23 protein-coding genes, 1 pseudogene and 1 riboswitch are annotated in these 24,503 nt (G+C 63.4%); of the genes and pseudogenes, 12 read left to right on the top strand and 12 right to left on the bottom strand.

All coding sequences use genetic code 11. The features are described from left to right. The first annotated feature begins 274 nt into the window (after positions 1–274). The 5 genes from HU766_RS22835 (at position 275) to HU766_RS22815 (ending at position 4,605) form a co-directional block, all read left to right on the top strand. Positions 275–733, top strand: a complete 459-nt coding sequence (locus HU766_RS22835) for a lysozyme inhibitor LprI family protein (protein WP_186660847.1) — start codon at positions 275–277, stop codon at positions 731–733. Positions 734–1,094: 361 nt separating this feature from the next. Continuing rightward, positions 1,095–2,081, top strand: a complete 987-nt coding sequence (locus tag HU766_RS22830; RefSeq protein ID WP_186660844.1) for a DUF1852 domain-containing protein — start codon at positions 1,095–1,097, stop codon at positions 2,079–2,081. A gap of 26 nt (positions 2,082–2,107) precedes the next feature. After that, positions 2,108–3,139, top strand: a complete 1,032-nt coding sequence (locus HU766_RS22825; RefSeq protein WP_186660842.1) for a methionine synthase — start codon at positions 2,108–2,110, stop codon at positions 3,137–3,139. A gap of 25 nt (positions 3,140–3,164) precedes the next feature. Further along, positions 3,165–3,674 carry a flavin reductase family protein gene (locus HU766_RS22820; RefSeq protein WP_186660840.1) on the top strand — a complete coding sequence of 170 codons (510 nt, stop codon included), beginning with the start codon at positions 3,165–3,167 and terminating at the stop codon, positions 3,672–3,674. Positions 3,675–3,690: 16 nt separating this feature from the next. Further along, a complete protein-coding gene (locus HU766_RS22815) occupies positions 3,691–4,605 on the top strand; it encodes a LysR family transcriptional regulator (protein ID WP_186660839.1) in 915 nt (304 codons plus the stop codon). A 406-nt stretch (positions 4,606–5,011) separates the two neighbouring features. On the opposite strand, the gene HU766_RS22810 is transcribed toward HU766_RS22815, so the two are convergent. After that, a complete protein-coding gene (locus HU766_RS22810) occupies positions 5,012–5,245 on the bottom strand; it encodes a hypothetical protein (protein WP_033698671.1) in 234 nt (77 codons plus the stop codon). A gap of 214 nt (positions 5,246–5,459) precedes the next feature. Between HU766_RS22810 and HU766_RS22805 the strand changes: the two genes are divergently transcribed. Further along, the gene (locus tag HU766_RS22805) at positions 5,460–6,365 is read left to right on the top strand and encodes an alpha/beta hydrolase (RefSeq protein WP_186660837.1); all 906 of its coding nucleotides are present in this window, start codon (positions 5,460–5,462) and stop codon (positions 6,363–6,365) included. A 16-nt stretch (positions 6,366–6,381) separates the two neighbouring features. Here HU766_RS22805 and HU766_RS22800 read toward each other — a convergent pair whose 3' ends face one another. From HU766_RS22800 to HU766_RS22785, 4 genes are read right to left on the bottom strand one after another with little or no spacing between them, the layout of a single operon-like run. Continuing rightward, positions 6,382–7,401, bottom strand: a complete 1,020-nt coding sequence (locus tag HU766_RS22800) for an iron ABC transporter permease (protein WP_186660833.1) — start codon at positions 7,399–7,401, stop codon at positions 6,382–6,384. Further along, positions 7,398–8,366, bottom strand: coding sequence for an ABC transporter substrate-binding protein (locus HU766_RS22795; RefSeq protein ID WP_186660831.1), 969 nt, complete (start codon positions 8,364–8,366; stop codon positions 7,398–7,400). The genes HU766_RS22800 and HU766_RS22795 overlap by 4 nt, the downstream gene beginning before the upstream one ends. Then, positions 8,363–9,148, bottom strand: a complete 786-nt coding sequence (locus HU766_RS22790) for an ABC transporter ATP-binding protein (protein WP_186660828.1) — start codon at positions 9,146–9,148, stop codon at positions 8,363–8,365. The genes HU766_RS22795 and HU766_RS22790 overlap by 4 nt, the downstream gene beginning before the upstream one ends. 46 nt (positions 9,149–9,194) lie before the next feature. Continuing rightward, positions 9,195–11,333 (bottom strand): TonB-dependent receptor, encoded by a 2,139-nt coding sequence (locus HU766_RS22785; protein WP_186660826.1) that lies wholly within the window; start codon positions 11,331–11,333, stop codon positions 9,195–9,197. Positions 11,334–11,440: 107 nt separating this feature from the next. After that, positions 11,441–11,648: riboswitch (cobalamin riboswitch) on the bottom strand. 149 nt (positions 11,649–11,797) lie between these two features. Here HU766_RS22785 and HU766_RS26300 point away from each other — a divergent pair. Beyond that, positions 11,798–12,099: pseudogene (locus HU766_RS26300) on the top strand (sodium:proton antiporter); the annotation flags it as partial. A 45-nt stretch (positions 12,100–12,144) separates the two neighbouring features. Here HU766_RS26300 and HU766_RS22780 read toward each other — a convergent pair. From HU766_RS22780 to HU766_RS22765, 4 genes are all read right to left on the bottom strand, one after another. After that, on the bottom strand, positions 12,145–12,951 hold the full coding sequence (locus tag HU766_RS22780; RefSeq protein WP_033698680.1) for a DUF3618 domain-containing protein: 807 nt from the start codon (positions 12,949–12,951) through the stop codon (positions 12,145–12,147). Next, positions 12,948–13,376 carry a phage holin family protein gene (locus tag HU766_RS22775; protein ID WP_186660824.1) on the bottom strand — a complete coding sequence of 143 codons (429 nt, stop codon included), beginning with the start codon at positions 13,374–13,376 and terminating at the stop codon, positions 12,948–12,950. Before HU766_RS22775 ends, HU766_RS22780 begins: the two co-directional genes overlap by 4 nt. Continuing rightward, on the bottom strand, positions 13,376–13,975 hold the full coding sequence (locus HU766_RS22770) for a hypothetical protein (protein WP_186660822.1): 600 nt from the start codon (positions 13,973–13,975) through the stop codon (positions 13,376–13,378). The genes HU766_RS22775 and HU766_RS22770 overlap by 1 nt, the downstream gene beginning before the upstream one ends. Positions 13,976–14,215: 240 nt before the next feature. Continuing rightward, positions 14,216–14,986 (bottom strand): IclR family transcriptional regulator C-terminal domain-containing protein, encoded by a 771-nt coding sequence (locus HU766_RS22765; protein WP_186660820.1) that lies wholly within the window; start codon positions 14,984–14,986, stop codon positions 14,216–14,218. A gap of 172 nt (positions 14,987–15,158) precedes the next feature. On the opposite strand from HU766_RS22765, the gene HU766_RS22760 reads away from it, so the two are divergent. The 4 genes from HU766_RS22760 (at position 15,159) to HU766_RS22745 (ending at position 19,579) form a co-directional block, all read left to right on the top strand. Further along, positions 15,159–15,968 (top strand): shikimate dehydrogenase, encoded by an 810-nt coding sequence (locus tag HU766_RS22760; RefSeq protein WP_186660818.1) that lies wholly within the window; start codon positions 15,159–15,161, stop codon positions 15,966–15,968. Positions 15,969–16,054: 86 nt separating this feature from the next. After that, entirely contained in the window at positions 16,055–16,375 is a 321-nt protein-coding gene (locus HU766_RS22755) for an NIPSNAP family protein (protein ID WP_095065537.1), read from the top strand. A gap of 32 nt (positions 16,376–16,407) precedes the next feature. Continuing rightward, a complete protein-coding gene (locus HU766_RS22750) occupies positions 16,408–18,087 on the top strand; it encodes an FAD-dependent oxidoreductase (protein WP_186660816.1) in 1,680 nt (559 codons plus the stop codon). A gap of 166 nt (positions 18,088–18,253) precedes the next feature. Continuing rightward, complete coding sequence (locus HU766_RS22745; protein ID WP_033698689.1) at positions 18,254–19,579, top strand: MFS transporter; 1,326 nt, start codon at positions 18,254–18,256, stop codon at positions 19,577–19,579. A gap of 111 nt (positions 19,580–19,690) precedes the next feature. Here HU766_RS22745 and HU766_RS22740 read toward each other — a convergent pair whose 3' ends face one another. The 3 genes from HU766_RS22740 to HU766_RS22730 all read right to left on the bottom strand — a co-directional run bounded on the left by HU766_RS22740 (position 19,691) and on the right by HU766_RS22730 (position 22,545). Continuing rightward, positions 19,691–20,506: a sugar phosphate isomerase/epimerase gene (locus HU766_RS22740; protein ID WP_186660814.1), complete on the bottom strand. Its 816-nt coding sequence runs from the start codon at positions 20,504–20,506 to the stop codon at positions 19,691–19,693. A 55-nt stretch (positions 20,507–20,561) separates the two neighbouring features. After that, positions 20,562–21,614 (bottom strand): Gfo/Idh/MocA family oxidoreductase, encoded by a 1,053-nt coding sequence (locus HU766_RS22735; RefSeq protein WP_186660812.1) that lies wholly within the window; start codon positions 21,612–21,614, stop codon positions 20,562–20,564. A gap of 154 nt (positions 21,615–21,768) precedes the next feature. Continuing rightward, the gene (locus HU766_RS22730) at positions 21,769–22,545 is read right to left on the bottom strand and encodes an IclR family transcriptional regulator (protein WP_033698693.1); all 777 of its coding nucleotides are present in this window, start codon (positions 22,543–22,545) and stop codon (positions 21,769–21,771) included. Positions 22,546–22,729: 184 nt separating this feature from the next. On the opposite strand from HU766_RS22730, the gene HU766_RS22725 reads away from it, so the two are divergent. Continuing rightward, positions 22,730–24,430, top strand: coding sequence for an FAD-dependent oxidoreductase (locus HU766_RS22725; RefSeq protein ID WP_186660810.1), 1,701 nt, complete (start codon positions 22,730–22,732; stop codon positions 24,428–24,430). The last annotated feature ends 73 nt before the right edge of the window (positions 24,431–24,503 follow it).

Genomic DNA, 24,503 nt, shown 5'->3' with positions numbered 1-24,503 from the left:
ATTACGTGCCCAAGGCCTTTCCTGCACGGATGACTGGGGCCAGAATGGTCTCGGCTTTTTAAGGGAGGGGTGGATGCCTGGAGATTGTATATGGGGCCACCAGGTGCCTGGCTTGGCATTTTCAGCGCCTATCAGATCGAGCGCCGCCCTACCTCCAAACCGAAGATAGGCGCCTAGCCGCCATCACCCTATCTCCCGACAAGCACATAGCGACCCCACATTGGTATTTCTGAAACACCTCACTAAATGCCCCATTACTCAAGGAGCGAGAATGATGAACCGTGCTATCAAGCTAGCCGTCGCAAGTACACTGCTGTGCGGAGGGCTGGCTCATGCTGATCGTGGGCGGGAAGAGGCGTTGCGAGAGGCGATTCGGCAGTTTGAGGCCTCGCTGGAGACTCAGTATCAACACTGTGCGAAAACAGCCAAGACTACAAATGACTTTGACGTATGCTTGGGAATGAAGGCAAACAGCGCGCTCGATGCTGTGAATCAGAAGTATCAAACGAAGCTGGACGGTACGTTGGATGATCTCAAGCACAAAGCGGCCAATGACTCAGAGCGGGTTCCAGAAATGCTTCAACAGTCTCAGGCCCTCTGGGAGCAATACGCCAAGGCGGAATGCAATGGGTTATACGAACAGAATATCGCTGGGACTATTCGGGGTTCCGTTTCGCAATATTGCAGATACCGCATGGCCCTCCAGCGCCTGACTGAATTGGACGAATGGTGAGTGGTCAGATTTTTTACCGTGCAAGGATGTCACGATGAATCTAGTTAGTATTGGACGATGAACTTGAATTCGCTGGCGGCAATTCCTGGATGCACGAATATGTAGCCAAGCTGGTTGCTGAGTCATTTTCACGCGCTAAGCCGTGAGGCCTTGACGGCATTCCATCGGTGACACCACGGGTTTCAGAGCCCGTGGTGTACCTGTGGGAGCGGCTTTACGCACAGTGTTCACTTCATCGCCACCGCCATCATGAAGATGGCTAAAGCCCCTGTGAAATCAATTCAGTACCCCTCGATCAGGCCCCAACCTAGAATACGTCTCAACTAGAGAGCCTATAAATATTCGAGTGGGACAGCCGACCATGACGAACACAGATTTCAACTTTTCCATCAAGACCATTCGTTTCGACGAACATTATCACCCCGCCGAAAACACACGCCTCACGACCAACTTCGCCAACCTGGCGAGGGGCGCGAGCCGCCAGGAAAACTTGCGCAACACCCTGGGGATGATCGACAACCGCTTCAACGCCCTGGCGCATTGGGACAACCCAAAAGGCGACCGTTACAGCGTCGAGCTTGAGATAATTTCCGTCGCGATGACGATCGATGCTGAACGCAGCGATCACGCCCTGCCCTTGATTGAAATATTGAAAACCCACATCGTCGACCGAAAAACCGGCGAGCGCATCGCCGGCATGGTGGGGAACAATTTTTCGTCCTACGTGCGCGATTACGACTTCAGCGTACTGCTACTGGGGCACAACAAAAACCAGCCAGCGTTCAGCACACCTGAGCATTTTGGCGAGCTGCATGGCAAGCTGTTCAAGCGCTTCGTGAACTCCGCCACCTACAAACAGCACTTTGCCAAGCCCCCGGTCATCTGCCTGAGCGTGTCGAGCAGCAAGACTTACCATCGCACTGAAAACCAGCACCCGGTGCTGGGCTTTGAATACCAGCAAGATGAATACTCCTTGACCGATGAATACTTCGGGAAGATGGGATTGAAAGTGCGTTACTTCATGCCTGCAAACAGCGCTGCGCCGTTGGCTTTCTATTTTTCCGGCGATCTGCTCAGTGACTACAGCAACCTTGAGCTGATCAGTACCATCAGCACCATGGATACCTTCCAGAAAATCTACCGCCCCGAAATCTACAATGCCAACTCGGTGGCAGGAAAGTCCTACCAGCCCAGCTTGAAGCACGAAGATTATTCGCTGACACGCATTGTTTATGATCGGGAAGAACGTAGCCGGCTGGCTATTGAACAGGGACGATTTGTCGAAGAGCACTTCATCAAACCTTACCACGCCATGCTTGAGCAGTGGTCCGCCCACTACGCTTCCTGACTTACGCAAATACAAGGTCTTCTTTCATGAAAAAGCTGTTACCCACGTCGACTGCCGGCAGTTTGCCCAAACCCTCTTGGCTCGCACAACCCGAAACACTTTGGTCCCCCTGGAAGTTGCAGGACGAGGCGTTGACCGAAGGCAAACAGGATGCACTGCGCCTGTCATTGCAAGAGCAGCAACACGCCGGCATTGATATCGTCAGTGATGGCGAGCAAACGCGCCAACACTTTGTGACGACCTTCATCGAGCACCTCAGCGGCGTTGATTTCGAGAAACGTGAAACCGTGCGCATCCGCGATCGCTACGACGCAAGCGTACCGACGGTGGTGGGTGCTGTCGCTCGGCAAAAGCCCGTGTTTGTAGAAGATGCCAAGTTTTTGCGTCAGCAAACCCGGCAGCCCATCAAATGGGCGCTGCCAGGCCCCATGACCATGATTGATACGCTGTACGACAACCATTACAAAAGCCGCGAAAAACTGGCGTGGGAATTCGCAGGGATTCTCAACCAGGAAGCCCGGGAGCTAGAGGCTGCCGGTGTGGACATCATCCAGTTCGATGAACCCGCCTTCAATGTCTTCTTCGACGAAGTCAATGACTGGGGTGTGGCCACGCTGGAAAGGGCCATTGAAGGCCTCACGTGTGAAACGGCCGTGCATATTTGTTATGGCTATGGCATCAAAGCCAACACCGACTGGAAAAAGACCCTGGGCAGCGAGTGGCGCCAATATGAAGAAGCGTTCCCCAAACTGCAAAAATCCAGCATCGATATCATCTCGCTGGAATGCCACAACTCGCACGTCCCGCTGGACCTGATGGCGCTCATTCGCGGTAAGAAAGTGATGGTAGGCGCCATTGACGTGGCGAACCACACCATTGAAACCCCCGAGGAAGTCGCCGCTACCCTGCGCAAAGCACTGCAATTTGTAGATGCCGACAAACTCTACCCGTGCACCAATTGTGGCATGGCCCCCTTACCCCGCCAGGTCGCCAGGGGCAAGCTGAATGCGCTGAGTGCAGGCGCAGACATCGTGCGCAGAGAACTCCTGGCCCATTAAAGGCCCCCTCACGTCAGGACCTACCATGTCACTTCCCAGTACTGCCATCGCGCCATCGAGCTTTCGCGAAGCGCTCGGGCACTACGCGTCCGGTATCACGGTGATCACCTCGCTCATCGATGGCGCGCCGATTGGCTTCACCTGCCAGTCGTTCTATAGCGTGTCGATGAGCCCGCCGCTGGTGTCATTCAGCGTGATGGCCAGTTCGGCCAGCTACCCCGGCATTCGCCAGGCGGGCCGCTTCGCGGTCAATATCCTTTCAGGTGAACAGGTGGGGATTTCCAACCAGTTCGCCCGCAGAGGCGCGGACAAATGGCATGGGGTCAAGTGGCAGGCGTCGCCGCTGGGTAATCCGGTCATTGCCGGCAGCCTGCACTGGCTGGATTGCGAGATTCACGCCGAACACGCAGCCGGTGACCACGTGATCGTGATTGGCGAAGTGAAAGCGCTGAACGTGCAGGACGCCGCAGCGACGCAACCCTTGCTGTATTTCAAAGGACAATATTGCAACCTCGCCGCGCATTGCGCGGTTTGAGCGTTGCGCTCTTCTCATGATCGACTTGAGACACCTACGCACCCTTCATGCCCTGCGCGAAACGGACAGCCTGCCCGAGGCCGCCGAGTTCCTGCACCTGACGCAATCGGCGCTCTCGCACCAGTTCCGGGAGCTGGAAAGTCGCCTCGGCATGCCCGTGTTCGTGCGCAAGTCCAAGCCGGTGCGCTTCACCACGGCCGGCCTCAAACTGCTGCAATTGGCCGACCAGGTGCTGCCACTGATTCGCACCACGGAGCGCAAGCTGAGCAAACTGGCTGGCGGTACGGCCGACCGGCTGCACATCGCCATCGAGTGCCACAGTTGCTACCAATGGTTGATGCCCTCGGTGGACGATTTCCGCGAGGCATGGCCAGAGGTTGAACTGGACCTGGCCTCAGGGTTGTCGTTCGCGCCACTGCCGGCCCTGGAACGGGGGGACCTCGACCTGGTGGTGACCTCCGACCCGGTGACCGTGCCAGGTATCACCTACGTGCCGCTGTTCGGCTACGAGGCAATGCTGGCCATCGACAAGCACCACCCCCTGCGCGAAAAGCCCTACCTGGAACCCGCCGACATCGCCAGCCAAACCCTGATCACGTACCCGATCGAGCGCAACCGCCTGGACATTTTCACCCGCTTCTTCGACCCCGCCGACCTCGAGCCCGCCCAGGTACGCACCGCCGAGATGACCGTGATGATGATGCAGCTGGTGGCCAGCGGCCGCGGGGTTTGCTGCCTGCCGAACTGGGCGGTGCATGAATACACCTCGCGCGGCTATGTCATTGTCAAGCGCCTGGGCGAGAAAGGGCTGCAAGCCACGCTATTCGCGGCGGTTCGCAGCGATATGCTGGAAATGCCTTACATGAGGGACTTCCTGCTTACAGCAAAAGACATTTCCTTTGCGACTTTGGAGGGTGTCAATGCGGTGTAAGGCCCGTTGCCTGATAGCTATGGCTCGTAAGCTGTTGCTCAACACAGGCTAGTGTGGTGTTTCAGAAATACCAATTAAGATTACTTACCTAGGGCCCGTTCCGCACGGGCGACTGAGGCCAAAATGACCTCGGCTTTTTTATGGTCTTCACGGAATGTTGGGGAAGTGGGGCTGCCATGTGCTTGTCGGGGTATAGGGTGAGGGCAGCTAGGTGCCCTCACCCTATACCCCGACACGGCTCACCATCGGCAGTCCATTTTGTGGGAGCGGGCTTGCCCCGCGAAGAGGCCGAGCCAGAAAATGGAGTTGACTGGCACGGGCTACGCCCGTGTTCGCGGGGCTAGCCCGCTCCCACAGACGGCAGGAAGAACGACTATGGCCAGGCGTAGGCAGCATGTGAGCCGCCCTAGCTGTCACCCTCCTGCACAGTAACCCTCACCCCCGTGCTTGCAATTTCGTACTCGGATTCAGAAATCCTACGCACCGCCCCACCAAACTGCATCTCGAAATGCTTCAGCCCTTCATGCCGAATCATGCCGTTTGGCGAGCGTTCAATCGTCTCGTCCTGATAAATGTTGATCACGTAGACCACGTTGTCCGTACCCACCCCGACGATCTTCCCAACATATTTATCTGCCATGTCCGCACTCCCTGAGTAAACCCCACAGTTGCTGCAACTGAGATGCTGACTGTTCAAGGATGTGCGCAATGGCGGTAGGGTCTGTACGCTACCGAACAGACCCCTCACGTCATTCTGCCAGCCGACGCCGAAGACGCAGGGCTGGATGTTATCCTCGACACTTCAACCCGTTTGGCGGTATTGGACGGCGAACGAAGGACAAAAGGAAAATGTCATGCGCACACGCACCCTCCTCGCGGCAATCGGTACCGCTTTCACCTTGATCTCAGCCCCGGCATCAGCCACCCAGCCCGCATCGCAGGCGTCGGCAACGTTGAGCAAAGACCGCATCTCGGTAACCGTTGAGGGCGCCGGCCCGGATGTCATCCTGATCCCAGGCTTGGCGTCTTCCCGCGAAGTGTGGCAAGACTTGGCCGCCAGGCTAAAGCATAGCTACCGCCTGCACCTGGTGCAGGTTGCAGGCTTTGCTGGAGCACCGGCCGTCTCCAACCCGCAAGGCAACGTGGCCGCCCCAACGGCCGAGGCCATCGCTGACTACATCCGCACCCAGCACCTCAAGGCCCCGGTGATCATTGGCCACTCGCTGGGTGGCGAGGTGGCGCTGATGCTCGGTGCGCGTCATCCCGACCAGGTCGCACGCCTGATGATCGTCGATGCCCTGCCCTTCTACACCCTGCTGATGGACCCCACCGCCACTCGCGAAACTGCCGCACCGCATGCGGCGGCGTTCCGTGATGCGCTGCTGGCGTCACCGCCGGCGCAAACCGAGGCCATGCAGCGCGCCTCCATAGCCCGCCTGGCAAAAAGCGAAGCGGCCAGGCCTGCACTGCTCGCGGCGGCATTAGGCTCGGACCGGCAGACCACGGCCGATGCCACCTATGAACTGATGACCACCGACCTGCGCCCTGAGCTCGGTCGCATCCAGGTGCCGGTAGAAGTCGTCTATGCCTACGACCCTCTCTACGGCATACCCGCTGCCAACGTCGAGGCCACCTTCCGAAACGCCTATGCCACCACCCCGCACATCCGCTTCAAGCGCATCGACGACAGCTTCCACTTCGTCATGCTCGACCAGCCACAGGCGTTCGCCAACGCGGTCACCGATTTTCTGAAACCGTAGCGTTTGCCGCAGCCGTTCAGCGCTTGAGCAGGGCAATGAAAAACAACCCGCCAAGCGCTGCGGTGGCAATGCCGATGGGCAAGTCTTGCGGGGCGATCAAGGTGCGTGCAGCCACATCCACCCAAACCAGAAAAATCGCCCCCAGCAGTGCACTCACCGGCATCAGCCGGCGGTTTTCCGCACCCACCAGCGCCCGCGCCATGTGCGGCACCATCAGGCCGACGAAGCCGATGGCGCCCGACAGCGATACCAGTACGCCGGTCAGCAGCGAGGTGCAGGTGAACACCTGCAGGCGCAGGCGTCGGCCGTTGAAACCCAGGCTCAGCGCCGTCTGCTCACCACTCATCAGCGCATTCAGGCCGCGCCCCAACATTTGCAGCGTGACCAGCCCCAGCACCACGCACAGCGCCGGCAGCCAGATGACATGCCAGCGCGCCGCGCCCAGGCCACCCAGCATCCAGAACACCACCGAAGCGGCGGCATGCTGATCGCCTGTGTACAACAGCAGGTTGACCACCGCCATCAGCACGAACGACACGGCGACGCCCGCCAGCAGCAGGCGGTCGGTTTCCATGCGGCCATTGCGCCGGGCCACGCCGATCACCAGCAACATGCTCGCCGCCGCGCCCATGAACGCCGCCAGTGGCAAGCTGAAGACCCCGATGAATTCGCCCAGGTAGAGCATCACCAGCACTGCCCCCAGCGCCGCCCCCGAGCTGACACCCAACAGGTGCGGGTCTGCCAGGGGGTTGCGGGTCACGGTTTGCAGCGCGCTGCCGACCAGCGCCAGGCCGGCACCCACCAAAGCCCCCAGCAACACCCGGGGCGCGCGGATCAGCCAAACGATATGGGCCTGGCTCTGGCTCCACTCACCCGGCATGTCGATGCCCAGTTGCTGGCCGACAATACCGGCAACCTTGGCCAGCGGCACCGACGCGGGGCCAAAGGCAAGCGCGATCAGGCACGACAGCAGCAACACGACACTCAGCAGCACGATCAGCCACCGGTACGCCGCAGTGCTGTGCCCGACCCTCATCGGGCAGCACCTTGGAGCAACGGGGGGTGCAATGCATCGGCAAGCTTTTCGATGGCCACTGCGTTCTCCACGGACGGTGTCACCTCTAGGTAGGTCAGCACAATGAAGCGCTGATCACGAATCGCCCGCACGTCTTTCAACGCAGGTTGGCGCAGCAGGAAGTCGCGCTTCTGCTGCCAACTGCTGGGGCCGTAGTCGACGATCAGAATGACCTCCGGGTCGCGCTCTACCACGCTTTCCCAGTTCACCTCGGTCCAGCTGGCGGCCACATCGTCCATCACGTTGCGCCCGCCGGCGGCTTCGATCAGGGCCTGGGGCACGCCAAGCCTTCCCGAGGTGGTGGGGCGGTCTTCGCCAGTGTCGTAAAGGAACACCCGTGGCATGTACCCCGCCTGCCCGACCCGATGCTGCACTTCACCGATACGCGCGCGCATGCTGGCGATCACGCGGTCGGCCTGGGGCTCGACCGAGAATATCCGCCCCAGGTTGCCCAGGTCGCGGTAGACATCGTCCAGGCTGGCCCGCTGCTGGGCCATGACCCACGAGCACGACTCGCTCAGCTCGTACACCGGGATGGCAAATGGCGCGAGGGTGCTGGGGGTCACCGGGCCGCCAACCTGCATGCCGTAGTTCCAGCCGGCAAAAAACAGATCGGCTTCAGCCGCCAGCAAGGTTTCGATGGCCGGGTAGCGGCTGGCCAGCTGCGGCACGCCCTGCAGCGCCGTGTCCAGCCACGGGTCGCGGTGCTTGCGGGCGCTGAAACCGGTGTAGCCGACGATGCGCTCGCGCAGCCCCAGGTGCAGCAGCATGGCGCTCATGTTCACATCGTGCACCACCACTCGCTGCGGTGCCTGGGTGAACGTCACGTCGCGGTCACAGCTGCGCACGCTCAAGGGGTAGTCGCTGGCCGTGGCAGGCAGCGCGGTCAGGATCGACAGCAAGCCGATCAGGTAGCGAAGGGTCATGGTCGTGTGATCCAGGTAATACGTGGGTAAGGGTGCAGAGGGTGGCGGTCGACCAGCGCCTCGACACCGAAGACCTGCCTGAGCAGGCCGGGGGTCAGCACCGCTTGCGGCGTACCGCTGGCAACAAGGCGCCCGCCGTCGATGACGTACAGCCGATCACAGAACGCGGCCGCCAAGTTAAGGTCATGAAAGCTGGCCAGAATGCTCAGGCCCAGGCTGCGCAGGTGCTGGAGCAGCTCCAGCTGGTAGCGTGGGTCCAGGTGGTTGGTTGGCTCATCGAGCATCAGCAACTGCGGTGCCTGCACCAAGGCCCGGGCCAGCAGCACGCGCTGTTTCTCGCCCCCGGACAGGCTGGCAAACGCTCGCTCGGCCTGCTCGGCAAGGCCCACCTGCGCAAGTGCCTGCACCACGTGCCGGGCATCCTCGGCACTGTCGCCATCGAACAGGCCCTTGTGCGGCGCGCGGCCCATGGCAACCACCTCGGCAACGCTCAAGCCGAACTCATCGGGAAACTCCTGCAGCACCACCGCGATGCGTTGTGCGCACCATCGCGCGCTGCGCTGCCAGATGTCATCCGCGCCAAGGCTCACCCGGCCTTGGTCAGGTGGGTTGGCGCGGTAGGCGCAGCGCAGCAGGCTGGTCTTGCCGCTGCCATTGGGGCCGATCAGGCCGACGAACTCACCCGGCCCCACGTGCAGGTCCACGCCTTGCAACAGCGGGCGCGGTGCCCGCCCCCGTTCCTGCGGGGCCCAGGCGAGGGCCTCGATGTGCAGTTGCGTCATGGGCATCACCTCCAGGAGGCACCGGCCAATGACCGGTGCGACAGGCTCAGAAGCTGTAATCAGCCGTGACGAAGAATGAGCGCGGCTCACCCAGGTACCACTGCCGGCCGTTGTTGCCGGTGGTGATGGCGTACTGGCGATCGAACAGGTTGTTCAACTGCAGGCCCAGGGTCAGGTCCGGTTGCACGTGCCAGTCAACAGTGGCGTCGACCACGGTGTAGCTGGGCACCTGAACGGTATTGGCATTGTCGGCGTAACGGCTGTCGACATAACGCGCCCCGGCACCGGCACTGAAGCGTTGGCCGAAATCCTTGCTCAACCACAGGTTGGCGGAACGGCGAGGCACCTCGGTGGGCTGGTTGCCGGAGTAGTCGTCGGTACCATTGGTAAATTCGTCATACTCTGCCCGCACCCAGGCGGCGTTGGCGGACAGCTGCACGTCGTAGGGCAGGCGCAGTTCGAGGGTGGCTTCGATACCGTCCGACGACTGCTGGCCGACCTGCTGTTGCAGCGTCGGGTTGAGCGGGTCGGTGCTTAGCAGCTTTTTCTTGACGATATGGTACGCCGCCAAGGTCCACTCCCCTCGCCCCTCGGGCAGCATCTGCTTGATGCCCACTTCGGTTTGCTTGGCGGTGCTCAGGTCCCACTGCTGCTGAGCGGCGTCGAGGGTCAGCAGGTCGCTTACGCCTTCGGTACTGGTGGCGTACTGGCCGTAGACCGACAGGTCCTCGGTAACCGCGAACACCAGCCCGGCGCGCCAGTTGTTGCCGGACAAGCTGCGGTCGGTGCGGGTATCGGTATCCAGGTCGTCGCTGTGCAAGTGCACCTGGTCGCGGCGCACGCCGGTGATCAGCGACAGGCGCTCGGTCAACTGCGTGCGGTTTTCGGCAAACAGCGAAAACTGCTTGGCCTGGTTGGCTTCGCGCGAGCGGAAGGGGTCGTTGCTGATGTATTCGCCACCCCCCGAACCCGACAACGGCACCGTATCGGTCAGGGTGTTGCCGAAGTCGTGTTTGCGCACGAAGCGGATCGTGTTGTAGTCGGCGCCCACCACGGTCTGGCTGTCCAGGCCGAACAGCGAGTGTTGCAAGGTGAACGACTGGCGGCCACCGAGCTGTTCCTGGGTCTGTTTGATGCTGATGAAGCTGCTACGGCGCACCTGGTCACCTGGCAACCAGGTGTAGGTCTCGGCGTTGCGCCAGCGACGCTGGGCCTTGAGGAAGTACAACTGGTTGCTGGCGGTCAGGTTGTCGTTGATCACCCAGTCGGTCACCAGGCGCGTGGACTGGTCGTTGTAATGCAGCTCGGCGTTGTCGACGTTGTAGTTGTGGTCGCGCAGCGACTCGCGGTAGTGCCCACCCACCAGCGGCGTACCCATGTACTGCTGCGGGTTCTGGTCACCGTAGTCGTGGCTGAGGGTGAAGCTCAGCTCATCACTGGGCTGCCAGCGCAGCGCGCCGCTGATGGCGAAGCTCTGCGAGTCGCCGCGGTCGACCCAGCCGTTGCTGGCCTGTTTGTTCAGGTTCAGGCGATAGCTCAAGGTATCGGTCAGCGAACCGCCGCTGTCCAGGGCCATCTGCCGGCGGTCATCCGAGCCGTAGCCCAGGCGCAGGTGGTTGCGGATTTCACCCTCGAACGGCTTCTTCGGCACCACGTTGATCACCGCGCCGGTGGCGCCCTCCCCGTACAGCACCGATGCCGGGCCACGCAGCACATCGATGCGTTCTACCGACCAGGTGTCCACCGGGAAGGTCACCGTGCCGGCGCCTACGTACAGCCGGGTGCCGTCGTACAACTGCATGGTCGAACTGTGCCCGGTAAAACCGCGGGCCGACAACGCCGTGCCGCCGTTGCCGGGGGTACCGATGAAGGTGATGCCGGGCGAACGGGTCACCGCGTCCTGAACCGTTGCGTTGTTGCGCTTGAGGATTTGCTCGGCACTGATGCTGGTCACGCTGGCGGGTGTTTCCAGCGGCGTCAGGCCAAGCCGCGAGCCACTGGTGCCTGGGGTATGCAGGTCGGGCTGCGGGTTACGCTCGGCCGTGCCGGTAATGTCCGTGGCCGGCAGCGCCAGGGCGTTGTCCGCCTCGGCGGCGTGGGCGGCAACGCTAAGGAAAACACAGGGCAGCAGGCTTGCATGCAACAGCGAGCCTGGCAGAAAACTGAACAGCGAATAACGGGACATGTCGTTCCACTTGAAGCAGGAATGAGAGAATCCCGGGGGAACAACGCAAAGGGGCAGCGCAGGCGCACACGCCTACGGAAACCGGCCTGCGCCCGCCCACCGCGGGTTTGCCAAACGATGCTTCAGGCCGGTCTCCGGGCTCGCGAGGGGCATGAAGCATTCACCTTCCCATGCCGAGGCACAGTGGTGTCTTGAATGCTTCTCTCGCATACCGTTGCGGGGGCAGCGCCGGACTGATCATCGCGCGATGACGAACCGGCTTCCCGTTTCACCCCATGCACGGCGGCAGGGGGCACCTGAAACAGGCGCGCAGATGACCATCAAAATGCCGCTACGTCAACCGCCCTGTGCAGCGCAAAGGCGCCGCTACGCGACAGCAACGGCTAGACTGGCTGTCTGTACCCGCGTCACAACCCGACTCGCTGGCGGCACCTGCGCACATGAGTTTCATTGTCTGGGTGGCCATGCTCGGCGACATGCTCTCTTTTGGCGGGCTGGTGGAGCGGGCGATGGAGGTCTTTCTGGTGACCTTGCTCGGGGTCGTGTTGATCGAGCACTGGGACTGGCGAGCGCTGGTCGTCGGCGCGGCATCGGTAGCCTCTACTGCCTGTTCTACGCGCTCAATCACCAGATGCTGCCCAGCGTTGCCGCGTCGAGTACCAACCTCACGTTGTCGGTGGTGGCGCTGAGCATCGTGGCGCATGGGCTAAGCGTCCAGCCCCTGCTGGCGCGCTACGAAACCGGCCGAAAACGCCGCGGCCAATAGCCCCTCAGGGGCGTCGCCCGCTGGCAGCGACGCCCCCTGAGGTTTTCAGGACGGGAAGCCCAACCCCGAAGACAAGTCAGTGTCCGCTGTTCGATGCGTGCCCGTGGGCGCCTCTTTCGCGGTGGCTTCCCTTACCGACTCTTTTACCGCCTCCTTGGCTTGCTCACCCTTGGCCTTCAGCGTGTCGGTCAAGCGGTCACTGCTGGCGCCCATCAGCTCATCCTCTTTACGGGTGCCGGGCAATGCCGCGCCCAAGGCTGCACCCAAGGCGATGCCTAGCGCCGCCAGCACCAAAGGCTGCTCCTTGAGCAACTGATCGAACTGGCCTTTCAGAGCGGTGGCCTGGTCACCGATCTGCTGGGCGCTGCCGCGCAGGCTGTCAGCCGACCCGTGTACCGTATCGCGCGCGCCCTGCCCCAGCTCGCCAGCCCGGTCACGCAGGTCATGGGCCTTGCTGCTCACCGCGTGGCCGGCATCGTGCAGCGCCTCTGTGGCATGGGCAAAAGCCCCCTTCACACTGTCGACCGCATCACCCAGTTTTTCGCCCAGGCCTGGGCCGGTGTGCGCAGGGCCAGGGTTGAACGGGCGATTCTGATTGAAGCCAAGCCACGCCAGGCCAAGCACCGTGAGGGTGGTCGGCACCGGGTTGTTTTTCAAGGTGGTGCCCAGGTTATGGAAGAACTCCCCGCCGCTGCCCTTGCTGTAAGCCAGCACCTGGTCCATCAGCTGGCCCGGGCTCAGGCGCTGTTCCAGGGCATCGACCAGGTCACTGATATGCTCGCGCTTGGCATTGATCTGTTGCTCGAGCAGGTCAGGGTCTTTCTGCGTTTCTTGTTCGAAAGAAGTGCTCATGGCAGTTTCCTCTTCAGCGCATCCTTGTCCTGCTGCAGGGCATGCAGCGTGCGATCCGGGGCCAGTTGAGCGGGCTCGAACTGCTTCTTGCCGGCCTGCAGCATGATGAACCCGATGATCACCGTTACCGCACCGACGATAAGCGCTGCAAGCCAGGGCACGAGCACCATCGACAAGGCATACACCGCTGCCAGCAGCAGGATGATGAAGCCCGCCAATAGCACGATGGCGCCTACCGCCACCGCTGCCGTACCGGCCTTCACGGCGTTGAGATTACGCTGCAGTTCGGCCTTGGCCAGGGCCAGCTCCTGGGTGAACAGCTCTGGGATTTCGCGCATCAACTGACGCAGCAAACCGCCCACCCCGACCGTGTCCTCTGCCGGGGTATGTAGCCCCGGCGCAGGTTGTAGAGGGTCTTTGTTCATCATTCACCTCCTTTGAGCGGGTCACGCTCCAATGGGCCACCGCTTACCGGCGTGCCGCCGCCCATGCCGACAGGGTCGACCGGGGTGTAGGGTTTGTGCGTGGACACGTCGCTGGCGCGGTCCGGCATCGGCGCAGCGGCGTGCCTGGGCTCGCTGCTGCCTTGCCCTGGCACCGGCGACGGCGCCGTAGTGGCGTGGCTGGCGCTGGCGCGCAGAAAGCGGGACAAGGCAAACCCTGCCGCCACACTGCCAGCCAGGAACAGCGCCGGGTTGTCCCGCGCCAGGCGAGACCCTCGGTGCAGCAGGTCCTCAGCACTTTCATGGCGGATTTGTTCGGCAAAATTGCCCATCCACTCGGCAGCTTCGCCCAGGTAGTGGGAAAGCCCCAGGCTGTCGTTGCCCTGCAACGCGGATGCAGCCGAGCGTGCACCTTGTTGCAAGGAGTCAAGTTGCTCGGCGGCTGTGGTGCGGTAGTGCTCGTACTGCTCGGTGCCCTGGTGCTTTGCCTCGCTCAGTAGGGCGCCGGCCTCGTCGGTAATGGCGTGCAGGTGATCCTGGGGGCTGCTCGGCGGTGCCGCCGAGCCTTGATTGCGTTCCATGGTCATATCCCTCGCAAATGAACAACCGGCAGGTGCCGGACTGTGTGCCTTCATTCGGGGGACGTAGCGCTGGGGCCGGGAGTTCAGTCAGAGTGATCGGCAGCCATTGCCCTCTGCACCAATGGCCTGCACGGGGTTTACTGGGGGGCAAAGCTTAAGTTTGTCTGGGCCGCCAGGTGCTTGGCTTGGTTTATCCGCCCCCCTGAACAAACCAAGCCAAGCACCTAGTCAGACTGCAGATCAACCAACCACTGGCCTCAACAACACCTGCGCTTCATACAGCGGCGGCAAATAGCGCAGCCGTATCTCGTCAACGCTCAACCGTGAGGCGTGGGTGGTGACCGTCAGGGTCGCCTTCAATTCACCGCTGCGGTCCAGCAGCGGCACGCCCAGCACACGCATGCCGACTTCATACTCCTGGTCGACGATGCAGAAGCCCTGCTGGCGTACCCGTTGCAGCGCTTGCTCCAGTAGCGCCCTGTCTGTCTGCGTGTAGGGCGTGAGCTGGCGTAACGGGTTGCGCGAGAAATACGCGTCGCGCGCTGCCTCGCTCAGCGCGGCCAGCCAGATTCGCCCCCCGGCCGTGCAGTACATTGGCACCCGTGAACCGGGCCTGATCGACAACGAGGCGATGTGGCTGTAGCGGCTGCGCACCAGGTGGATGATTTCATCGCCGTCTCGGGTGCCGACCGAGACATGTTCCTGGGTCTGCCGGGCAACCTGCTCGACGATGGGCCGCAGCATGCGCGGCAGTTGCGCCGAATCCACGTAGGCCTGGCCAATGCGCAGCGCCTTGGGCGTGAGCCAGTAATGGCGGCTGTCGGTGTCGGCAAAGCCTTCGTGTACCAGGGTCAGCAGGAAGCGCCGCGCAGCGCTGGGGGTAAGGCCTGACTGACTGGCCGCCTGCGGCACGGTCAGGCGCGGCTGATCGACGCTGAACAGCTGCATCAACGCCAGGCCTTTCTGCAAGCCGGCGATCAGGTCGCGGGGGTGGATCTGCGGTTTGTCCATGCCTTCACCTCGTGCGGTCTGTCGTGATCCGGGCTGTACATTGTTCAGCACTCTGGTTCGATAATCGCCAGGCCACTGCGATTATCGCACTACTTGCCCGACAAGCGCATTGTCCCCCATCCCCTCGCACGCCACCCTTGCCTGCACAACAACAGCAAGCACGGAGGTCAGCATGATTCGGGGTTCGACAGAACTGGTCGCCATCGTCGGTTCACCCATCGCCCAGGTGAAATCGCCTGAAAACTTCAACACCTGGTTCGCCAGCCATGGCTGCGACCTGGCGATGCTTCCCATCGACTTGCAGGAAACGGCGCTGGACGCCTTCGTCGACAGCCTGCGTGGCTGGCGCAACCTGCGCGGTTGCGTGGTCACCGTGCCCTACAAACAGGCGCTGGCCACGCGCCTGGACGGCCTGAGCGAACGCGCTGGCGCACTGGGCTCGGTCAATGTGGTGCGGCGTGGCAGCGACGGGTGCCTGCTGGGCGACAACGTCGACGGCGCAGGCTTCCTCAGCGCCGCGCGCAAGCAGGGCTTTCAGCCGGCGGGCAAACGCGCACTGGTGATCGGCTGTGGTGGGGTCGGCAGCGCCATCGCTTATGCCCTGGGTGAGGCTGGCGTGGGCCAGGTCACCCTGAGCGACCCCTGCTCGGCACGGGCGGGCGCGCTTTGCGAACTGCTTGGCAACACCTTCCCCAACCTCGAAGTCGCTACCCAATACCACTCGCTGGAGGCGTTCGACCTGCTGGTCAACGCTTCGCCCATCGGCATGGGCGGCAGCGACGAACTGCCTGTGCCTGGCGCCCTGCTGGACACCCTGCAGCCCTGCACCCTGGTTGCCGACGTGGTCACCTCGCCAGAGATCACCCCCTTGCTGCACAGGGCACGCCAGCTCGGTTGTGCGATCCAGACCGGGCCACAGATGGCCTTTGCCCAACTCGGACTGCTCGGCGCCTTCATGGGCGTCACCCCGCTGGAGATCTGAGGCACTGCCCTCACCGTCGGCTGGCTCGTCGCCAGCCCTATTGCCGAACGCCTGCAGGCGTCGGCCCCTCACCCGGAGACTGTCGCATGTACTTTGAACTGAGAACCTACACCCTCGACCCGCTGAAAATGGCCGACTGGCTGGCCCTGTACCAGAGCCATGCGCTGGCGGTGCAGAGCGAACACCTGGGCAACCTGGTCGGCTTCTTCACCAGCGAATTCGGCGAGGTCAACCAGGTGGTGCACCTGTGGGGCTATGCCAGCCTCGACGAGCGCATGCAGCGCCGCGCAGCGATGGCTGCGGACCCGCGCTGGGCGGAGTTCTCCAAGCGCAATCGCGAACTGGGCGCCGTGCTGCGGTTGCAATCGCGGCTAATGCGCCCGACCGGCTTTTCGCCGCTGCAGTGAATGCCTTGCCCCCACCTGACCGGAGCGCACCCATGCAATCCCTGGAATGTGACGTACTTGTCCTCGGCTCCGGTGCCTCTGGCCTGGCTGCCGCAGTAACCGCCGCGCATCATGGCCTGAAGGTGATCGTCGCCGAAAAGGCCAGCCAGTTCGGCGGCACCAGCGCCTGGTCGGGGGGCTGGTTGTGGATACCCCGCAACCCGCTGGCCATCGCCGAAGGCTACGTCGAAACCGACGATGCGCCCGAACGCTACCTGCGCGCGCAAACCCACGTCGCCGAGCTGGACTTGCGCCAGCAGGCGTTCTTGCGCCATGGGCCGGAAATGGTGGCGTTCTTCCAACAGCACACCGCTGTGCAGTTCCAGTCCGGCACAAAGATGCCCGACATGCACGAGGGCGACGGCAGCGCACCGGGTGGGCGCTCCCTGTGCGCGCGGCCATTCGACGGGCGCCTGCTCGGGCACTGGGTGCACCGCCTTCGCCCCCCTTTGGACATCGTCAGCCTGGCCGGCATGGGCATCGCCGGTGGGGCGGACATGGCCGCGTTCTTCAATGCCAGCCGTTCGCCCAAGGCCGCCTGGCACGTCGGCAAGCGCCTGCTGCGCCATGGGCGCGACTTGCTGCTGCATCGTCGCGGCCTGCACCTGGTCAACGGCAATGCGCTGGTGGCGCGCCTGCTGCGCAGCGCCCTCGACCTGGGCGTGACGCTGCTGCATGCGCGACAGGCCACAGGGTTGCTCAGGGATGGGCGCATCACTGGCGTTCAGTTCAGCGATGGTCAGGTGATCCACACACGACGCGGTGTGGTGCTGGCCTGCGGCGGATTCCCGCATGACCGCCAGCGCATCGCGCAACTGATACCCCATGCGCCCGAAGGCGATCGCCACTACTCCGCTGCACCCTTACAAAACAGCGGCGACGGCCTGCGCCTGGGCGAGCAGGTTGGCGCACAAGTCGCCACCTCGGCGGCCCACGCCGGGGCCTGGGCGCCGGTGTCACAGGTGCCACGAAGCGACGGTAGCCTCGGCCATTTTCCGCACCTGATCGACCGTGCGAAGCCCGGTTTCATTGCCGTGCGCCGTGACGGCCGGCGGTTCGTCAACGAGGCCGACAGCTACCATGCCTTCATGAATGCGCTGTTCGCGGCCACGCCGCCAGGCGAGGCACCTGAGGCCTGGCTGATCTGCGATCACGCCGCGCAGCGCCGCCATGGCATCGGCTGGGCCAAGCCGTTCCCCTTCCCTACCGGCTTCTATGAACGGCGTGGCTACCTGTTCAGCAGCCCTAACCTGGCGCAGTTGGCCGCACGCTGTGGGATCGACGCCCAGCAACTGCAGCGCAGCGTGGCCCGTTTCAACCACTACGCAACGCAGGGCACAGACCCGGACTACCAGCGCGGCGCCTCGCGCTACAACCGCGCGCAGGGCGACCCGCTGCAAGCGCCCAACCCGTCACTGCGGCCCCTGCTGCACGGCCCCTTTCATGCGGTGAAGCTGCTGCCGGGCAGCCTGGGGACGTTCGCCGGCCTGTGCACGGAGGCGTCTGCCCAGGTCCTGGACAGCGAACAGCACCCGATACCCGGCCTCTATGCAGTCGGCAACGATATGCACAGCATCATGGGCGGGCACTACCCAAGCGGCGGCATCACCCTTGGCCCCGGCATGACCTTCGGCTACCTGGCGGGCAAAGCGCTGTGCGGCCCCGCAACTTAGCGCAGCAGCACTTTTGTTCGATCAGCGAACAGTAGCCCCATCTTTGAATTGACGCTCAATCATTCACTGCTCACCATTAAATGACCTTGCGTGCCCATCCTTGCCATGGGCAAAACCGCATTCCAGACGCACTGCCGTTCAAAACAATTTCAAGAAACGACCTCACATGACCCCTTCCAAGTTCAACACTGCCACCCCCCGCCTCGCCCATGGCTCCATCGGCGACAAGGTGCGTGGCGCCTTCGCCGTCGGCAAGACCCGCTGGGGGATGCTGGCCCTGGTGTTCTTCGCCACCACCCTCAACTACATCGACCGCGCCGCCCTCGGCATCATGCAACCGGTCCTGGCCAAGGACATGGGCTGGACGGCGATGGACTACGCCAACATCAACTTCTGGTTCCAGGTCGGCTACGCGATCGGCTTTCTGCTGCAGGGCCGGTTGATCGACAGGGTTGGGGTCAAGCACGCCTTCTTCGTTGCGGTGCTGCTGTGGAGCCTGGCCACCGGCGCCCACGGCCTGGCCACCTCGGCGGCCGGCTTCATGGTCTGCCGCTTCATCCTCGGCCTGACCGAGGCGGCCAACTACCCAGCCTGCGTGAAGACCACACGGTTGTGGTTCCCTGCCGGCGAACGCGCCATCGCCACCGGCCTGTTCAACGCCGGCACCAACGTCGGTGCCATGGTCACCCCGGCGCTGCTGCCGCTGATCCTGGCCGCCTGGGGCTGGCAGGCCGCGTTCATTGCCATGGGCAGCCTTGGCCTGGTGTGGGTGGTGTTGTGGGGGTTGAAGTACTTCAACCCGGAAGCGCACCCGCACGTGCGCCAAAGCGAGCTGGACTATATCCAGCAGGATGACGAGCCGGAAGCGAAGCCGATGCCGTTTCGCCGCATCTTGCGCCAGCGCGGCACCTGGGCCTTCGCCGTGGCTTACTCGATCACCGCGCCGGTGTTCTGGTTCTACCTCTACTGGCTGCCACCGTTTCTGAACCAGCAGTACGCGCTGGGCATCAGCGTGACGCAGATGGGTATCCCGTTGATCCTGATCTGGTTGACTGCGGATTTCGGCAGCATTGGCGGCGGGATACTTTCGTCGTGGCTGATCGGCCGCGGCGTGCGTGCGATCCGCGCACGGCTGATCTCGATGCTGATCTTTGCCTGCACCATTGTCAGTGTGGTCTTTGCTGCCCACGCCAGTGGCCTGTGGGTCGCAGTGCTCGCCATTGCCGTGGCGGTCGGCGCGCACCAGGCCTGGACCGCGAATATCTGGAGCCTGGTCATGGACTACACACCCAAGCACCTGGTGAGCACGGTGTTCGGCTTTGGCAGCATGTGTGCGGCCATTGGTGGGATGTTCATGACGCAGATCGTCGGCAGCGTGCTGACGGTCACCCACAACAATTATGCGGTGCTGTTTACCATGATCCCGGTGATGTACTTCCTGGCGCTGGTGTGGATGTACTTCATGGCGCCGCGTGGGGTTGAGGGGGCTTAGTGCCTGGCATTGGATGTGTGTTGGTGCATAGATCGAGCGCCCCGCGGGCGGCGCTCGATATCCACCCCACCTCAAAACCCAAGCCAGGCACTTGGCCGCCCCTACCCTATCTCACACCCGCGCCAGCACCGCCTTGGCCCTCTCCAGCGCCAGCCGCGCCCGCTGCTCGCCGCTGACACCTTGCTCCAGCAACTGCCGCGTCGGAATCTCCAGGCTCAGCGGCACGCTTGCCGGCAAGCCGCGCAACAACCCGACCAGGTCAGCATCGCCATCACCGGGGAAGCGCCGTTCATTGCGCGCCTGGCGCAATATCTCGCCCATATCCTCCGGCACCGGGCCAGCCACGTCGCACAACTGGGCGTAACGCATGCGCTGTGGTGCCAGGCGCGCCAGGTCGTCGAGCGAGGAGACAGAGCGGTTGAAATGGAACGCGTCCACCAGCACACAGCCATTTTCCCGGCCAGCGTTGGCTACCACACGCATGGCCTGGCGCAAGTCGCGAACGTCGGTCCAGGGCATGAACTCCAGGTGCGGATGGATACCGTAACCCGCCGCCAGGTCGCACAGCTCGGCAAAGCGCTCAGTAAGGCGGGCCTCGTCCGGGTCGTTGCCGGCAACCAGCAGTTCGGTACCCCCCAACTCGGCACCCACCGCCAGAATGGCCTCGAAATCAGCCACACAGGTTTCAGGCTTGAGGCGCAGGATTTCCAGGTCGAGCACCTTGATACCGGTGTCGCGCAGTCGCGCCTGGGTCTGGCGACGCAACTCGGCATCGGCAACCAGCGGGAAGTGCTGTTCCTCCGGGGTGGCCGCGACCAGGCGCAGGCCAACGTGGCTGTAGCCGGCTCGGGCGGCAGCTTCCACCATGGCGGGCGGCGAAAGCTCGAGCACCGTCAGCGCGGCAAGGGAAAAAATACGGTCAGTCATGTTCGTTACCTGAAAGCAAAAAAGGTGTGATCGAAGGTCGCGCTTTGCTCGCGTGTCAGGCAATGATCGCGGGGGCACACGCTCGGCCGCTTTCGGCGGCCTGGCGGATCGCCTCGATCAGGGCCAAGGTACGGGCGCCGTCTGCGGCGTCGGTCAGCGGTGCTTCTTCACCGCGGGCAACGCGCACGAAGTGCTGCAGTTGCAAGGTCAATGCCTCGCCCGCCGGGGTGCCAGCCTCGCTTTGCAGCAACGGTGTATGCCAACCCGAGCCGGCTTCGGCGTACTGCCAGCGCTTGAGCTGCGGAATACTCAGCGCACCCTGGGTGCCCGCCAGCAGGAAGCAGGGCTGGCCATCCTGGCGCGGGTAGATCGGGCTCTCGCCAGACGTCAGCTCCCAGCTCCAGGGTGCAGCCACCGCGTCGGAGCCCGTCAGGCTGCCCAGCGCGCCGTTGGCGAACTGCAGCAGTACCGCCGCGCTGTCTTCATTGGCATAACCGCGTACATCGTTGCGGGTGAACGCCTGTACCTGCACTACCTCGCCGCACAGATAACGCAGCAGATCCAGGTCGTGGATCAGGTTGGTCAACAAGAAACCAGCGCCTGGCTCACGGCGCCAGGGGGTGTCGAAGTAGCTGTCGGGCTTCTGCAACTGCCACAGCGCGGTGACGTTGATCAGCCTGCCCAGGGCGCCGTCGGCGATCATCCCACGGGCACTGGCGATCAAAGGGTTATGCCGTCGGTGGTGGCCGACCAGCACGGGCACGCCACAGCGCCGAGACGCCTCCACCAGCGCACGGACTTCATCCAGGTGCACGCCCACCGGTTTTTCCAACAGCACCGGCACACCGGCCTCGATGCAATCGAGCGCGGTGGCCACATGCAGGTTATTGGGGTTGGCGACGATCACCGCCTCGGGCTGGACTACCTCCAGCATGCGGCGGTGGTCAGCAAAACAAGGTACCGCGCATTCGGCCGCGAAGGCCTCGGCCTGCGGGCCAGGGTCTGCCACCGCGCACAACTGGGCTTGTGGGACCTGGCGCAGGTGCTGGTAATGCTGGCGGCCCATGATGCCGGCGCCAATCAGGGCGATACGAAGCGGTGCGTTCAACGGATTGTCCTCTTGTCATTGTTGTCGGTTCACGGATTACGGAACACTGTTCCAGAATCCACAATCGACAATTTAGAACCCCGTTCCGCTTTACAGAAGCACCGCACGCACAGACTGTGCGGTTATCGACCACAAACGCACAGGCGTGCGCATGTCAGGCAAACAGTTCGCTGGCCTGGCTGGCGGCGGACAGCTCGTCGGCTGCGGCCAACAGCTGCGCCGCCAGTTCAGGCAAACGCGTAGGCGCCAGCCGTGCGCTGGGGCCTGCAATGCTCAGCACGCCAATCACTTCGTCGGTACGGGGGCGCCGCACCACGGCGGCCAACGCCGACGTGCCCACTGCCGAGGTTTGCTCGACCCAGGCATAGCCCCGCTCGCGTGCCCGTTGCAGGTAGCCCAGCAGCTCGTCCGTGGAGCGCGGTGCATTCGGGCCGAACTGCGCGGGGTCGGCAATGCCCTGGCGCAACACCATCTGCACGGCATCGGCATCGCTCAGGCTGGCCAGCCAGGCATGCCCGGAGGCGGTGTAGAACAAGGGCGCATCGCGGCCCATGTCGGGGTCGTAGCGCAAACCCGAGCGCGCGCCCTGGGACTTGGCGATCCAAGTCTGGCGGCTACCGTCGATCACACCGAGGCGCACCAGCTCGCCGCTGTCCTGGGCCAGGCGGTCGAGAATCGGCTGGATGATGTCGGCACCACTGCTGGAGAGGTAGCGAAAGCCCAGCGCCACCAGCTTGGCAGACAACTGGTAGCGGCTGTTATCGCGGTTCTGCCGCACGTAGCCCAGGCGAATCAGCTCGGCCAGCATGCGGTGGGTGGCGCTTTTGGGAATCTCCAGGCGCTCGGCCAGGGTCTGCAGGGCAAGGCCCTCTGGCTCGCCGGTAAGGCTTTCTACAAGACTGAAGGCGCGTTCGATCTGACTACCAGCCATGACTAAGGTCCCTGAAAATGTGGCGAATTCTGGAAGATGATTCCACAACCAAGGCTACCGTGCAGCAGCGCTACGCTGAAGTGTCCGGTAATCGACCATTACCACGCGGCGCGGCTTGCATCTTAAGTCGTCACACACGAAGAATATGGAATCATATTCCAATAATAGCCCCGGAGACCCTGCAATGCCCACCGACACCTTGCAAGCCGAATACGACGTACTGGTCATTGGCTCCGGCGCAGCCGGCCTGGCTGCGGCGGTAACGGCTGCCTGGCATGGGCAACGCGTGCTGCTGGTAGAGAAGGCGCCAGTGTTCGGCGGCGCCACCGCCTGGTCCGGCGGTTGGGCCTGGGTGCCACGCAACCCGCTGGCGCGCCGCGCCGGTATCGAAGAAGACATTGAGCAGCCACGCACCTACCTGCGCAACGAACTAGGCGTGCATTATGACGCTGAACGGGTGGATGCCTTCCTCCAGGCCTGCCCGCACATGGTCGCCTTTTTCGAGCAACACACCGCCCTGCAGTTCGTCGACGGCAACGCTATCCCCGACATGCACGGCGCCGCCACTGGCGGCCACCAGGTCATCGCCGCCCCCTATGATGCCCGTGAGGTGGGCGCGCTGTTGCCGCGCCTGCGCAAGACCCTGCGTGAAACCTCGTTCATGGGCATGCCGATCATGGCCGGTGCCGACCTGGCCGCCTTCCTCAACATGACCCGCTCGCCACGGGCCTTTGTGCAGGTGTGCAAGCGCTTTGGCCGCCACCTGTACCACCTCGCCCGTTATGGCCGGGCCATGCACCTGGTCAACGGCGTGGCGCTGGTGGCGCGCCTGGCCAAGTCGGCCGAAGACCTTGGCGTGCACCTGCTGGAGTCTGCCCCAGCCAAGCGCCTGCTGATCGAGGACGGCCAGGTGCGCGGGGCTGTGATAGGCACACCGCAGGGCGCTATGACGGTGCGGGCGAAAGCCGTGGTACTCGCCGCCGGTGGCTTCCCCCACGACAGTGCGCGGCGCCAGCAGCTGTTTGCCGGTGACGCCACCGGCCATGACAACCTCGCCCTGCCCCCGCCGTCCTGCTCGGGCGATGGCCTGCGCCTTGGCGAGTCGGCTGGCGGCGTCGTCGCCACCGACCTGAAATCAGCGGTGGCCTGGGCACCGGTCTCCAAGGTGCCGCACCGCGACGGCAGTGTCGGCCACTTCCCGCACATCATCGAGCGCGGCAAGCCGGGGGTTATCGGGGTACTGGCCAGTGGCAAACGCTTCGTCAACGAGGCGCACGGTTACTACGACTATGTATCGGCCATGCTCGAGGCGGTGCCGCAGGGCGAGCAAGCCTGCTCGTGGCTGGTCTGCGACCACCGCTTCTTGCGTCGCTACGGCCTCGGCCACGCTCGCCCCGCGCCGCTGCCGGTATGGCCGCACCTGCGCAGCGGCTACCTCAAGCGCGGCGCCAGCCTCGAACAATTGGCCAGCGCCTGTGGCATCGACCCAGCCGGGTTGAGTGCCACCGTCGCTGAGTACAACCGCTATGCGCGCCTGGGCCAGGACCCGGCATTTGGCCGCGGCTCCACGCCGTTCAACCGCAAGCAGGGTGACCCGGCTTACAGCGGGCCTAACCCCTGCGTCGCACCGATCGAACAAGGGCCGTTCTACGCGGTGAAGGTGCAGCCAGGTTGCTTTGGCACCTTCGCCGGCCTGCGCACCGACGGTCACGCCCGCGTGCTGGATGACCAGGGCCAACCGATCGGCGGGCTGTATGCGGCGGGTACCGACATGGCCAGCGTGTTTGGCGGCTGGTACCCCTCCGGCGGTATCAATCTGGGCCCGGCGCTGACCTTCGGCTACGTGGCCGGGCGGCATATTGCCGGGGCTCACGCACCGCAATGAGGCGGGTCTGTACGCTACCGAACAGACCGGCACTGCCTGGCCGGCGCACACTGCCCACCTGACCGGCCAGCTC

This window comes from Pseudomonas sp. SWRI77 (genome assembly GCF_014269105.1).
GTDB classification, from domain to species: Bacteria; Pseudomonadota; Gammaproteobacteria; order Pseudomonadales; family Pseudomonadaceae; genus Aquipseudomonas; species Aquipseudomonas capeferrum.
The sequence above is the reverse complement of the archived record's forward strand: the minus strand, read 5'-3'. Positions and strand labels throughout refer to the sequence as shown.